The organism is Hydrogenoanaerobacterium saccharovorans (genome assembly GCF_016901815.1).
Classification (GTDB): Bacteria; Bacillota; Clostridia; order Oscillospirales; family Ruminococcaceae; genus Avimicrobium; species Avimicrobium caecorum.
The window spans coordinates 71,782-85,905 of record NZ_JACSNR010000003.1 but is presented as its reverse complement, the minus strand read 5'-3'; the positions used below and the strand labels follow the sequence as shown (position 1 = coordinate 85,905).

The 14,124-nt window shown below is 60.3% G+C and carries 8 protein-coding genes and 1 tRNA gene; 1 reads left to right on the top strand and 8 read right to left on the bottom strand.

The features are described from left to right. Positions 1 to 154 precede the first annotated feature (154 nt). From H9X81_RS04035 to fliB, 8 genes are all read right to left on the bottom strand, one after another. Positions 155 to 1,336, bottom strand: a complete 1,182-nt coding sequence (locus H9X81_RS04035; protein WP_204720040.1) for a M20 metallopeptidase family protein — start codon at positions 1,334 to 1,336, stop codon at positions 155 to 157. 279 nt (positions 1,337 to 1,615) lie between these two features. Beyond that, positions 1,616 to 2,770 (bottom strand): DUF362 domain-containing protein, encoded by a 1,155-nt coding sequence (locus H9X81_RS04030; protein ID WP_204720038.1) that lies wholly within the window; start codon positions 2,768 to 2,770, stop codon positions 1,616 to 1,618. A 37-nt stretch (positions 2,771 to 2,807) separates the two neighbouring features. After that, a complete protein-coding gene (locus tag H9X81_RS04025) occupies positions 2,808 to 6,473 on the bottom strand; it encodes an ABC transporter permease (RefSeq protein WP_204720036.1) in 3,666 nt (1,221 codons plus the stop codon). A gap of 31 nt (positions 6,474 to 6,504) precedes the next feature. Beyond that, positions 6,505 to 7,206: an ABC transporter ATP-binding protein gene (locus tag H9X81_RS04020; RefSeq protein ID WP_191392598.1), complete on the bottom strand. Its 702-nt coding sequence runs from the start codon at positions 7,204 to 7,206 to the stop codon at positions 6,505 to 6,507. A 759-nt stretch (positions 7,207 to 7,965) separates the two neighbouring features. Then, positions 7,966 to 8,041 (bottom strand) — tRNA-Ala (locus H9X81_RS04015). A 92-nt stretch (positions 8,042 to 8,133) separates the two neighbouring features. Beyond that, positions 8,134 to 9,315, bottom strand: coding sequence for a M20 metallopeptidase family protein (locus H9X81_RS04010; RefSeq protein WP_204720034.1), 1,182 nt, complete (start codon positions 9,313 to 9,315; stop codon positions 8,134 to 8,136). A 230-nt stretch (positions 9,316 to 9,545) separates the two neighbouring features. Next, positions 9,546 to 11,702 carry a DEAD/DEAH box helicase gene (locus H9X81_RS04005; RefSeq protein ID WP_204720032.1) on the bottom strand — a complete coding sequence of 719 codons (2,157 nt, stop codon included), beginning with the start codon at positions 11,700 to 11,702 and terminating at the stop codon, positions 9,546 to 9,548. A 3-nt stretch (positions 11,703 to 11,705) separates the two neighbouring features. Next, entirely contained in the window at positions 11,706 to 12,758 is a 1,053-nt protein-coding gene (gene fliB, locus H9X81_RS04000) for a flagellin lysine-N-methylase (protein ID WP_204720030.1), read from the bottom strand. Between the two features lie 170 nt (positions 12,759 to 12,928). Here fliB and H9X81_RS03995 point away from each other — a divergent pair, with 170 nt between their 5' ends. Continuing rightward, entirely contained in the window at positions 12,929 to 13,621 is a 693-nt protein-coding gene (locus H9X81_RS03995) for a 5'-methylthioadenosine/adenosylhomocysteine nucleosidase (RefSeq protein ID WP_204720028.1), read from the top strand. Positions 13,622 to 14,124 lie beyond the last annotated feature (503 nt).

The following is a 14,124-nucleotide window of genomic DNA, read 5'->3' as shown; positions in this document are numbered from 1 at the left end:
GCGCAAGGGGGAGAGACTGCCGCCTTGCCACGATGCAGGGCGGTTTTTTATATGCCCGGGGAACAGAAAAGCGGCTGTCCGCAGAACGGACAGCCGCTGATGCGCCCGGGGCAAGGAGAATCCCCGGACTTATATAGAATCGGAAAGGGGGTGATCAGCAGTTTTCTTCCAGCCAGCGCATGGCAGTGTAGGCATAGACGGCACTGCCGGTGGGCAGGGCTGCTTCGTTGTGACGCACCTGGGGATTGTGGGCGCCGAAGAGGTAGCCCTCCTCTCTGGAACCGGTGCTCAGGTTGAAGAAGGCACCCGGTACACGCAGCATCACTTCCGAGAAGTCCTCGGAACCCATCTGGGGCTCGGTGATCTTCACCCGGTCGTCCCCGAGCAGTTCCCGGACATAGCCGTCCAGTTCTGCTATCAGCGCACGGTCATTGATGGTGGGGGCAAATTCCGTGTACCACTGGATCTCCGCGGTGGCGCCGAAGGTGGCGGCAATTCCCTTGGAAATCTCCTCCAGACGGCGCTTGGCATGCACCCGCACCTCCTGATTGAACGCCCGGATGGTACCGGTGAGGTAGCCGTCATTGGGGATAATATTTTCGGCTGTGCCGGCAATGAGCTGTCCGATGGTGAGGATCAGCGGCTCCTGCTGGTTGCGTTCCCGGCTGTTGATGGTCTGCAGCGCAATGAGGATATGCGCCAGGATATTCACCGGGTCGATGCCGTCCTCGGGGCGGGCGCCATGGGCTCCCTTGCCATGGACAATCACCTTGAAGCCGTCTGCCGAAGCTGCCGATGGGCCGGTGGTGTGCATGATGGTGCCGGTGGGATAGTCACTGGCAGACTGGGAATGCATACCCAGGGCAGCATCCACATGGGGATTCTCCAGCAGACCTGCCTCGACCATGTGCAGTGCGCCCTTGTAGCCCTCTTCACCGGGCTGGAACATGAACTTGACCCGGCCCTTGACCTTGTCCTTGTTGTCCATGAGCAGCTTTGCCGCACCCAGCAGCATGGCAGTATGGGTATCATGTCCGCAGGCATGCATCCTGCCCGGACGCTTGCTGGAAAAGGCTTCGCCGGACTGCTCCTCCATGGGCAGGGCATCCATATCGCCGCGCAGAAGGATCACCTTGCCATTCGGATCACCGTCCAGCATGGCTACCACACCGCCGCCCACCGGATAGGGCTCATATCCCATCTTCTTCAGTTCCTCGGTGACATAGGCGCAGGTATCGGGCAGATCCGCTCCTACCTCGGGGTTTTCATGGATATGACGGCGCCAGCGCACCAGTTCGCCGCTTAGAGCCTCGGCCTGTTCCAGCAGTTCTTTCATGGTTGGTTCCTCCTGTTTTGTCGTGGTGCTTTAGCAATTAAAATCGCGAAAGCAACCGGGATTTTTATAACCACAGCTCCGCTTTCCGGAAAAACTGTGGTATTGGGTATGGGAACATTATAGCAACCTCCGGGGCAAAATGCAAGCACAAATTTTATCGCTTTTATGCGATAAAGTTATCGGGCGCCTTTCCCGGTGGAAAAGGGGAAAGGGGTGGAAAACTCCGCCCCATGAAAAAAGCGGGCGTCCCGGGAGGGGCGTCCGCTTTTCTGGTTGGCGTCAGAGGTCGAAGAACCGGGTGCGGCGGATATCGATGGCACGCACCGGGCACATCTCATGGCAGCAGTAGCAGTGGATGCACCGGTCGTACCGGATCTGCGCCTTGCCGCTTACGATGGTGATGGTATGCGCCGGACAGCTCTCGGCACAGCGTCCGCAGCCGACACAGTCCTTCCGGCGGATCACCGGGCGGGGGGTGAGATGATCCCACAGGCGGCTCACCGCCGGGCGCAGCAGCCGGGGCGTATGGCTGAGGAAGTCCACCGACTTGGCATGGGGCGGCACAAATCCCGGCACCGGCCGGGCAAACTGCACCTCGCCCGCCAGGGAGAGGGCGTCGGCGTCCTCAGGGCAGAGCCCCCGGCGCTGGCTGGCGGCGATGGTGGGGACGCTTTCCGGGGTGACACCGATGATCCGGCAGAGGGCCAGATCCAGCAGGAAGGGATTTTGGCAGGCAGCCAGGAAGCCCAGTTTCCGGGGACTGCCGCCCGAGGGGCCGTCCCCTTCCATGCCCACCACCGCATCCACAATGGTGAGGGCCGGTTTCACTGTAAGGGCCAGATCCACCAGCATTTCGCCGAAGTCGGTCTTTTCCGGGAAGCGCAGATGCAGCTCCGGCTTCTGCAGGCCGGGAATGCACCCGAACAGGTTCTTCACACCGCCGGACAGGGTGGTCATGCTGTGGGTTTTGAGCTTGCACACCGACACCACCAGATCCGCCTCCATCACCGGGTTGATGATGGAAAATTCCCGCACCAGCCGGTTTTCCTCCCGGCGCAGGGTGGTAAAGCCGGTGTCCTCATTGAGCCGGGCGCCGCTCTGCCGGGCTGCCGCGGTCATGCCGCAGGTTTCGTAGATGCTGTGCAGCAGCGGACGGGTATAGGGCCCGCCGGGACTGTCCGCAATGATCACTTCACTGGCGCCCCAGTCAAGCAGCAGACGGGCTGCCGCTTCCACCACCAGGGGGTGAGTGGTGGTGGCCTCCTCGGGACGGCGCTTCATCAGGAGATTGGGTTTTAGGAGCACCCGCCGTCCGGCGACCATCTCCCGGGTGAAGCCGCTTGCCTCCACCGCACGGGTCAGCGCCGGGAAAATAATCTCCGGGGTATAGGCCTCCGCCCCGGCAAAGGCAATGGGATATTCTGATACTGTCATGGCAGGTTCCTCCGTATCTGGGCAATCTGAATGGGGATTATTCCACCGTTTTGAGCGACTCCACCATATCCAGTTTCTTGAGTTTGCGGTGGGCAAAGAGGTTCACCGTCAGGGAAAAGACTGCTGTGAGCAGGGCTGCCCACAGATAACTGGTGGGAGAGATGGTGCGTCCGAACATGAGCAGGTCGATCTCCACGGTGAGGATCAGCCACTGGTGCAGCAGTTTGCCCAGCACCATGCCAAGCAGAGTACCCAGCACCGTGAGGATCACATTCTCCCGGTAGATATAGGCCGAGAGTTCGTCGTCATAGAAGCCCAGCACCTTGAGGGTAGCCAGCTCCCGGAGCCGCTCGGTGATATTGATATTGGTGAGGTTATAGAGCACCACAAAGGCCAGGGCCGCCGCGCAGACAATAATCAGTGCCACGGCATAGTCCACACTTTCCAGGCTGGTGCCGAAGGTGCGGCGGGTATCCTCGGTACGGGTCAGGGAGGAGATGCCGTCCAGCGCCACCAGTTCCTGATCCAGTTCGGAGGCATCGTCCCCGGCATAGCGGATCAGCAGGGCATTCTGTTCCGGCTCCTGTCCGAATACCTCCTCATAGGCCGACTCCGAAAGATATACATAGTGCTGGATATAGTGCTCGGTGATGTCTGCCACCTGTATTTCCACCCGGCTGTCGCCGTCCAGGATCATGGTATCCCCCGGCTCCACATCCAGCAGCTGAGCCAGTTTTTCGGTGATGACCGCTCCGCTGTCCGGCAGGGTGACCGGATCGGAATCGGTGCGGTGCCGGAGATCCACAAACCGTTCCAGGGTTTCGCTGTCCGCTACCACTTCCAGGGAGGCATCGGCAGTATAGGCATCCGATTCGGCGGTGACCGTTTCGGTGTGCTCCGAAGTCCAGTCGGAGACCAGCGGATGGCTGTCCAGCAGGGCAGAGATCTCGTCCCACTGTTCCCCGGTGGGGTGATCCAGTCCGGCAATGGCATCGTAATGATAGATTTCATTGTACTGCAGCTCCATGATGGACATGATGGAATCCCGCAGGCCGAAGGCAGTGACAATGAGCGCCGCGCAGCCGCCGATGCCGGCTGCTGTCATCCAGAAGCGTTTCTGATAGCGGAAGAGGTTGCGCAGGGTGATTTTGTAGTTGAAGGAGAGCCGCCGCCAGAGGGGGGTAACGCGTTCCAGCAGAATGCGCCGTCCCATGGGCGGGGCTTTGGGACGCATGAGCTGGGCCGGCACAGCGGCAAGGGTGCTGAAGCAGGCTCCCAGGGCCGACAGGGTGACGGTACCCACCGCCGCCAGACAGGCCGTGATGGAGGAAGCCGGTTCCAGGCCGTAATAGATGGGGCCGAAGTTATAGATGATCTTCCAGGCGGTGCAGATGATCCAGGGCAGCAGGGTGAGACCCACTGCCAGACCCAGCAGTGATCCCAGGGTGCTGGCAAGGAAGCCATAGCCCACATACTTGATGGCGATGGCGCCCTTGGAATAGCCCAGTGCCTTGAGACTGCCGATGGCAATGCGCTGTTCCTCCACCATACGGGTCATGGTGGTGAGGCAGACCAGGGCCGCCACCAGGAAGAAGATGAGCGGAAAGACGCTGGCAAGATTGCCCATGCGGTCGGCGTCCATGGAGAAGCTTACAAAGCCCATATTGGTATCCCGGTCGAGGATATACCACTCGCTTTCCCGGAGATGGTCCAGTTCATACTGGGCGTCCTCCAGTTCGGCTCTGGCATCGGCGATCTCGGTTTCCGCATCGGCCTTCTTGTCCAGATATTCCGCCAGACCATCGGCGTATTCCGCTTCGCCGTCCAGGAGCTCCTGATTGGCGTCCTCCAGTTCCAGCCGTCCGTCCTCCAGTTCCGCCCAGCCGTCAATGAGCTCCTGTTCCGCGTCCTGAAGCTGATCCCAGGCGTCCTTGAGTTCTTCCTTGCCCAGTTCCAGCTCCTCTTCGCCTTCGATGAGTTTGTCATAGGATTTGTCCAGCTTTTCCTTGGCAGCTGCCAGCTCGGCTTCACCGGCTGCCAGTTCCTGCCGGGCCGCGGTGAGCGCCGCGTCCCCGGTGAGGATCACTGCCGAGGAGATGGGCACGGAATTGCCCTCGGGATCGGTGGTACAGAGCTGTTCCAGCTGACTGCGGAGGCCTTCCAGCTGCCGCAGCCAGGGAAGTGCCTCTTCCAGGGCCGCCGCCTGTCCGGTGAGCTCGGTGATCTGATCAAAGAGCTCCGCATATTCCGGAGAAGCAGGGTCCAGGGCGGCAAGCTGGGCATTCAGTTCGTCAATCTGCGCTGTCAGAGCGTCCAGCTGCTGCTGTACCGTCTGGGAATCGCTCTGGGCCAGTTCCCCGAGCTGGGCTTCCAGGGCGGTGATCCCCGCCGAGATCTGATCCCGGGCACTGTCCAGGGCACTGTCGATGACAGCGCCGTCACTTCCCGCCAGTCCCGCCAGCAGGGCGGCATTGTCCGGGTAGTCGGGCAGGTCGGTTCCCGGGAGGAGCTGTTCCAGCGCCGGAAGCAGTTCTTCCCGCAGGCGGGTGAGCCCCGCTTCCCACTCAGCTTCCCGGGCTTCCAGTTCCGCCTTGCCCGCCTCAAACTTCGCAAGGGCGTCATTGTACTGCCGGACTCCGTCCTGCAGCTGCTCCCAGCCGTATTCCAGCTCCTCTTCGCCGTCCTTGAGTTCCTCTTTTCCGTCCCTGTATTCCTCCAGGCCGTCCTGGTACTCCTGTTCGCCGTCCCGGTACTCCTGCAGGCCGTCCTCATAATCCAGCTGGCCCTGGGCATAGTCCGCCCAGCCGTCGTCCAGTTCCTGCCGGGCATCTGCCAGCTCCTGTTCGGCGTCCGCCAGTTCCTGTTCGGCATCTGCCAGCTCCTGCCGGGCCTCGTCAATCTTCTCCTGACCCTCCTGCCGTACCGTCTGGGCACGCAGGGCCGCCCGCTCTTCTCCCAGAGGTTCGAGCTGGTCGGTCATCGACTGGATCAGCTGGTCATATTCGTCCGAATAGGTCATCAGATCCGCAGCGCCGTCCACCAGCAGATAGGCATCGGTATAGCTCTCCATGGCAAAGGACTCCATGGGCAGCAGCAGGAAGTATTCCGCCTTGCCGGTGCCCAGAGTGGACGAGCCCCGCTCCACGCCGATGTAGAGCGGGGAATTGGCAGTGCCCACAATGGTGAACTGTGTGCCGGTGAGGGCGTCCTCATAGTCGCCGGTGCCGGTATCCAGTGTGATGGTATCCCCGATGGAAAGCCCGGTTTCCTGCAAAAACCGGGGTTCTGCCAGACACTCTTCCGGGGTCTGGGGCAGGCGGCCTTCCAGCAGTTCGGGACAGTTGATCTCCTCAGTATAGGAGAGCACCTTGGCATTGGAATCCTTTTCGCCGGTTTTCACCATGGCGTCAATGGTATAGGCGCCCTGACAGAGCTGGACTCCCGGCTGTTCGGACAATAGGGCGATATCCTCATCGGTGAGTCCCAGGGTGGCAGCCACCCGCAGATCCATGAGCCGCAGACTGTCCAGATAGCGGTCAGCGCTGTTTTTCATATCCGGTTCAGTGGCACGCAGTCCCGCCAGAAAACACACCGCCAGGGCAGACAGCACCAGAATGGACAGGAACCGGCTGCGGGTGGCACGGATTTCCCGCAGGGCATCGGTAATCAGCCGGTTGTGGGTGAACCGGGAAAACAGCTTCATGGACGCACCTCCTTTCCGTACAGAACGGAAATTACCATTCGATCTCTTCCACCGGACGGGGGACCGGATTTTCCTCGATATGATCCACCCGACCATTCTTGATATGGATCACCTGATCCGCCATAGGGGCAATGGCAGAATTGTGGGTGATGACCACAACCGTCATACCCTGCTGCCGGCAGGTATTCTGAAGCAGCCCCAGGATCGCCTTGCCGGTGACATAATCCAGGGCGCCGGTGGGCTCATCACAGAGCAGCAGTTTGGGATTCTTTGCCAGGGCACGGGCAATGGCGACCCGCTGCTGTTCACCGCCTGAGAGCTGGGCCGGGAAATTGCCCAGCCGATTCCCGAGTCCCACATGCCGGAGCACTTCCTCGGCAGGGAGGGGATTGCGGCAGATCTGGGCAGCCAGTTCCACATTTTCCAGGGCAGTGAGGTTCTGGATCAGGTTATAGAACTGGAATACAAAGCCGATGTCATGCCGGCGGTATTCGGTGAGCTGCCGGGGGGTATACTGACTGATCTCCCGTCCGTCCACCCAGATCTCGCCGCCGTCACAGGAATCCATGCCGCCCAGGATATTGAGGACGGTGGTTTTGCCGGCGCCGGAAGGGCCGACGATCACCACAAACTGTCCCTTATGAATATCAAAGGTGATGTCATCGGCGGCAGTGATGGTGACTTCGCCCATCTGATACCGCTTGACTACATGATTGAGGGAAATATAGGCCATATCGAGCTCTCCTGTGAAAATACAAATGGATAAAACGACTGATACTTTTATTATAGTAAAAAGCGGACAAGACGCAACCCCCCTAGCGGGGAGCAGTTCTCTGGCGTTCCCAGGAAGCGGGGCGGGTTTGCCGGGGTGCGGTGTGCCCCTGCGGCAGGAATTCAGAGCGGACTTGTGCCCGGTGGGTGGGGCTATGTGGGGGAAGAAAGCTTCCGCTTGCCCTCGTGATTAACGAGGGACGCCAGGGAACTGATCCCCCGCAGGGGGTGACAGCTGTTTTTTGTGAGCCGGAGGCGGAGAAAAACGGCGTCAGGAGGGGGATAATCCCCCTATGAAAAAAACGCGGCCGCACAGACAGAGCCAATCACCAGACCCCCGCACTGCATTTCAGGGAGGGGGCGTTTGTGGGGGAACCGTAGGTTCCTACCACATTTGAGCGAAGCGCCCCTGCGGGGAGCAATTCCTTGGCAATCCCGGAAAGTGAGGTGGGTTTGCCGGGGTGTGAGATTCCTCTGGAACTGAGCTGTGAGAGGGAAAAAGATGCCCGCCTGCCCGCTCAGCCATCGGGGGTCGTCAGGAAACTGATCCCCCCGCAGGGGCGGCAGGCCGAAAGGCATCTGCCGCTATCCTCTAAGGGGGTGACAGCTGTTTTTTGTGAGCCGAAGGCGGAGAAAAACAGCGTCAAGAGGGGGATAATCCCCCTATGAAAAAAACGCGGCCGCACAAACTTCGCTAATCGAAATCTGTGCGCCGCGTTTTTGGTGGACCTGACCGGGATCGAACCGGCGACCTTACGGATGCGAACCGTACGCTCTCCCATCTGAGCTACAGGCCCATAATCAGAGCACCGGAACAGGTTCCGATGCTCTGCGTCAGCTACTTTATTATAGCAGGAGTACCAGGGGAATTCAAGGGGAAAAATCCCGCTCAGTTATTGTGCTGGAGCCATTCGATGGCTACCTGCGCATAGATGGCAGAACCAATGGGCAGAGCGTCCTCATTGTGGCGGATCTTGGGGTGATGTCCGCCGAACAGGTATCCTTCCTCCTTTGAGCCGAAGGACAGGTTCAGATAGCTGCCCGGTACATTGAGCAGTACCTCCGAGAAGTCCTCCGAACCCATGGAAGCCGGAACTTCCGCCATATTCTCTTCACCCACCAGTTCCCGGATATAGCCGAGCAGTTCCGGAGTCACAGCCGGATCATTGATGGTGGGCGCCATTTCAGTGGTCCACTCAATATCCGCGTGACCGCCGAAGGTGGCACACATGCCGTTGACGATTTCGATGAACCGGCGCTTGGCATGTTCCCGTACCTGCTGATTGAAGGTACGGATAGTACCGGTGAAATACCCCCGTTCCGGAATGATATTGCAGGCATCACCGGCAATGATCTGTCCGATGGTGAGGATCAGCGGTTCCTTCTGATTGCGTTCCCGGCTGTTGATGGTCTGGAGCGCCAGATGGATATGGGTGATGATATTGATGGGGTCAATACCCTCTTCGGGACGGGCGCCATGACAGCCCTTGCCATGGACCGTCACCTTGAAGGCATCTGCCGAAGCGGCATAGCTGCCGGGGGAATACAGGACTGTTCCGGTCTTGTAATCCGAAGCCGAAGCGGAATGCATACCAAAGGCAACATCCACATGAGGCGATTCGAGCAGACCATCGGCAATCATATTCTTGCAGCCGTTGTAACCTTCTTCACCAGGCTGGAACATAAACTTTACCCGGCCCTTGACTTTCTCTTTATTGTCCATCAGCAGCTTGGCGGCACCCAGCAGCATAGCCGTGTGGGTATCATGTCCACAGGTGTGCGCCGCATGGGGATTCTTGCTTGCAAAAGGCTCGCCTGACTCCTCCGCCATGGGAAGCGCGTCCATATCGGCACGCAGCAGGATCACTTTGCCATCCGGCTGCCCATCCAGCATCGCTACAACACCGCCGCCCACGGGATAGGGTTCATACCCCATTTTGCGGAGCTCGGCGGTGACATAGGCGCAGGTATTGGGCAGGACAGCACTGACCTCCGGATTTTCGTGAATGTGTCTTCTCCACCGCACGATCTCCGGAGCAAGGGCTTTCGCCTGGTTCAGCAGTTCGCTCATGTGTTATTACCTCCTTCATTTATTCACGCGTTACAGCGCTAAAATTTTAAGTCGATTATAACAACTTCTCTGCCGAATTGCAAGAGGAAAATTTCCGTTTTTTTCCGGACCCTGGGGCAGAGGGCTCAGTCTCCGGCAGTTTTCCACTCTTTCCCCGGCCTTTGGTGGAAAACTCCGCGTCAAAAAATCCCCCGGAACACAAAAACTCCGGGGGATTTCTGTATGTCGGATCAGTTGGAAGGAGAAGGGGATTCCGGTGCGGGGACCAGCCCCAGCCGGGCCTGTTCCCCGGCGACCGTCCGGGTGATCCACTCCTGTTCGGTGCGGGTCTGGGCATCGCCGGCGGCAGAACGGTCGGCATATTCATCAAAGAGCGCCTGTTTCTGCCGCAGCAGTGCGGTGATGGCCTCGTCCACTGTGTCCTCGGTGAGCAGCCGGTGCACCAGCACCGACCGGGTCTGTCCCATGCGGTAGGCACGGGAGATGGCCTGGGTTTCGGTGGAGGGCTTGAGCTGGGGTTCGCAGAAGATCACCAGACTGGCGGCCTGGATATTGAGCCCCACACCGCCGGCAGTCACCTGACAGCACAGAGCCGTTCCCGCCGGACTGTGGGCGAACTCGTCCAGAATCCGCTGGCGTTCCTCCGGAGAAACACCGCCATGGATCTCGCCGGGACAGCGGTCGCCGAGCAGACGGCGCACCTGGGCCATGGTATCCCGGAAGAAGGTGAAGATCAGCACCCGGCGTCCGTCCTCTTCGGCGTCCTCGCAGAGCTCCAGCAGACGCCGGGCCTTGCCGGTATCGGTACTGCTCCAGCCCGCCTGACGCATCGCCATGAAACTGCCCGCCTGCACCGCCTGCCGGTAGACTTCCGCTTCGGCTGGGGTCTGTTCGCACCAGTCCTCCACTTCGGTGAGCTCGGGCAGTTCGGTGAGCACATCTTCCCGCCGCCGGCGCAGATACACCGGCGCAATGGCCTGCCGGAACGGCTCCGCTCCCGCCATATCCGAGAGCTCCCGGGCTTTGGCGGCTGTTTCAGGCGAGAGGGTGGAGAGCAGGAAGCACATCTCCTCCACCCGGTTTTCCAGCGGGGTGCCGGTGAGGTAGAGCACCCGTTCCGCCTTCTGTGCCAGGGCGGTGAGGGCGGCAGTGCGCCGGGCTTCGGGGTTCTTGACATAGTGGGCCTCGTCGGCAATGAGCAGGTCGAGGTGTTCCAGCCCTTCCAGCGGCAGACGCTGAAGGGTCTCATAGGTGGTCACACCGGCGCCGCCCTCGGAGAGCCACCGGGTACAGAGCTCCTCCCGGTCATCGCCATAGAGCCGCAGCACCGGCACCGAGCTGTGTTTTTCGATCTCCCGGCACCAGTTGATGAGCACGCCCGCCGGGCAGACAATGAGGAATTTCCCGCTGCCCTGGGCGGCGAGATGCGCCATCACCGCAATGGCTTCGATGGTCTTGCCGAGACCCATCTCGTCCCCGATGAGGGTGCGTTTCTGGCAGAGGGCATATTTGGCGCCGAAGGTCTGGTACCGGCGCAGGGTCACCCTGAGCCGGGAGGTGTCCAGCGGGAAGGATTCCACCGCCTGGATGAGTTCGTCACTCAGGGCGCCATGGGCAGCGGTGTCCGGCAGACTGGTGCCGGTGATGTCCTCCACCGCTGTATAGTAGGCTGCCGCCTGTTCTTCAAACTCCCGGAGGATCTCGCTCTCCCCGGCGGCATCGGCCTGGGCCGACTCCTGTTCCCACCGGGCAAGCTGCCGGGCGGTTTCACTCTCCAGCAGAGCCCGGATGTCCTCCACTGCCGCCGCGGCCCGTTCCCGCTGGGGACGGGAGGCAAACAGCCACCGGAAAAATCCGCTGGCAGGCAGGGATTCCTGTTCCAGCACCTTGGCACGGCTGCGGAGTTCCCCGGCCTGTTCCGCAGCCTGCGCCGCCATGGGACGCTCCCGCAGAGCCCGGTAGACGGTGCGCAGCACCGGCAGGGCAGCGGGGTCGTCCTGACCCAGATGCAGCCGCACCGACTGCCGGGCCGCTTCCAGCATCCGGTCGGCGGCATCCAGAATCCGTTCGGCGCTGGTCTCCCCGAAGCCGGGGATCTCCACCAGCTCCTTCCGGGAATAGCCCAGCACCTCCGCCATGGTGTGAATGCCCGCCTTTTCCAGGGCGGCAGTGCGGATGGCGCCGTCCGGGTGTTCCGCCTGGGTCACCGGGATCTCCCGCAGGGTCTCCGCCGCCCGGCTCTCCCGGAGCTGGGCAAGCCCCCGAGCCAGATCACGCTCCAGTTCGGCGCCCCGCCGGATCACCGCGTCCCAGCGCTCCATCAGCCGGCGCAGTTCCTCCCGCAGCCGCCGGACTTCCCGGCTGGGCGGTCGTTTGGGATTTGCCATGGGTCATACCTCCTGATGGGGACGGCTCTGCCGGGCACACCAGCTCAGCGCTGCCTGACAGAACTCCTCCCGGTTTTCTTCACTGTATTCGATCTCCTTGGAAAAGAGCTGGGCAATGCGCTGCCGCTCGGTGGGCTGGACTGCGCCGCCGCGCTGCCAGAGCCCCCGGATCAGCCGCAGAGCCGCTTCGGGGAAGCAGAGGGGAGAGCAGAGGTCGCCGTCCAGTGCCAGGGGCAGGAAGTACCGGTAGATGAGATACACCCCGATGCGTGAAAGTTCCGCTTCCTCCTCCGGGCCGGCGCTGGGGGACAGGAAGGCGGACGGGGTGGATTCCCCAAGGGTGAGAAGTGCCTCCCATTCGTCCGAGAGCCGTTCCAGTTCCCGGGCGGCGGTGAGCAGTTCCCGTCCGTCCGCTTCGGTGAGGGGGGAGAGGGCAGCGGGCTTTGCGAGGGTTTCCCGGCAGAGCGCCGGCAGTCCGGCGGGGTCGGCAAGGTGATGCTGCAGTGTCCAGCCCAGGCCGGTGAGCCGCCGGAGCCGTTCGGCAAGGGGAAGCGCCGGGTCCTCCAGAAATCGGAACACCATCTTCCGCACCGTCCGGAGTACTGTGAGGAAGGGGTCGGGCTCCTCGGCTTCGTCCGGGCAGTCGGGGAGTCCGGTCAGGGTAAACGGCCCCGGGGTGGTGAGGATCAGCCGGGCTGTTTCCTCACAGCAGAGCCCCAGGCCGGTTTCCAGCACATCGGCGTACCAGTTGTGGAAGCGGGGGTGTTCCCGGCAGATCTCCGCCATGGCCTGTTCCCCCACCCGGAGATAGGCAGTACAGAGGTTTTTTTCATTGAGGAACCGGCAGCGTCCCCCGGCATCGGGCAGGAAACAGCGGTCAGTTCCCGGCGGAGTGATGCCGCTGCGCAGCCAGTCGCCGGTTTCGCCGGGGAAGCTGTCATAGAAGGCGGCAGTGTCCGGATCGATGCCGATTTCCCAGCCGATACAGCAGTTATCCCGGCAGCGGTCCGCCAGACAGGTGAACGCTCCATAATAGGCAGGGGCAAGATGTTTCATAGCGCAGAATCTCCCTTACTGGTAAAATATCCACTCCTATTCTATCACGGGAAGGAAGCGGCGGGGAGAGGCTTTTCCCGGGAAATTTCCGTCCGGGGAATACTTGCGCCGGAGGTCTTTTATGGGGTATACTGAATATATACAACTGATTGACAGAAAGGACTGTGCGTATGCGTTACGGAATTATCGGCGCCATGCCGGTGGAGATCGAAAAGATCAAGCAGAATATGACCATTGAGAAGGAAACTGTCCTCCATGAGATTCACTTCTATGAGGGCAGCTATGAGGGCCGTCAGATCGTTCTGGTGACCTGCGGTGTAGGCAAGGTCAATGCCGGACATACCGCACAGCTGCTCATCGACAAGTTCGCTGTGGACAAGGTGATCAATGTGGGTGTAGCGGGCGGTATTCAGCCCGATGTCCATGTGGGTGATGTGGTGATCGGCGTAAGCTCCACCACCTATGATGTAGGCCCCTCCATTATGGGACGGTACTTCCCCTTTGTATCCAACTATGAGTATGACCCCGAGGTCATCGAAGCTGCCAAGGCTGCCTGTGAATCCATCACCGACCGCAGCTGGAAGTATGTAGTGCGTCCGACCATCACCGGCGATATGTTCATCACCGATTCCATGCTCAAGGAAAAGCTGCTTTCGCCCTTCCCGGATGCAGCCTGCATCGATATGGAAGCCCAGGCTATGGCACAGATCGCCAGGATCTATGGTGTGCCGATTGCCAATATCCGCAGCATCTCGGACAATGCCGATGATGAGGCTACCAACACCTACAAGGAGAATGAGGCCATTGCCGCTGAGATTGCCGGCACTGTGCTGCTCGAAACCCTCAAGCGCCTGCCTGCTTAACGGCAAGTGAAAAGGGAATAGAGAAAAACGAAGAGTTTCGGTGTGCCGCAGGCGGCACGGATTCAGAAATTCTCTCCGGCTTAGCGTCTCTCTATGCAAAAAAAGCGGCAGGATTTCCTGCCGCTTTTGGTTTGTGGAAAGGCCCTGGGCGTTGACATAAATCCGCTCCGGGGTGTATAATAAACATAAAGAGGGGCGTTGCCGGTGACGGTTATCCCCCTAAAAGTTGCGAAAAGTAACCGCTATCTTTGCGAGGGATGGGCGGTTACTTTTTTATTTCTACAATGGTGTATAACACAATGATAAGAATCAAAGCTATGTACTCCATAGTATCCACCCCCTCTGTTCGAAGGGGCAAAAAAGCATCACCCCTTCAGTTGTGAAAGGGGATAACCGCCGACCGTATGGCAACGCCTTGTCTGCATTGTACCAGAAAATTCCTTATGGCGCAACCGCTCTGCACTGCAAATGCAGTGCAGACTTTTTATTTTCACTGGGCTATA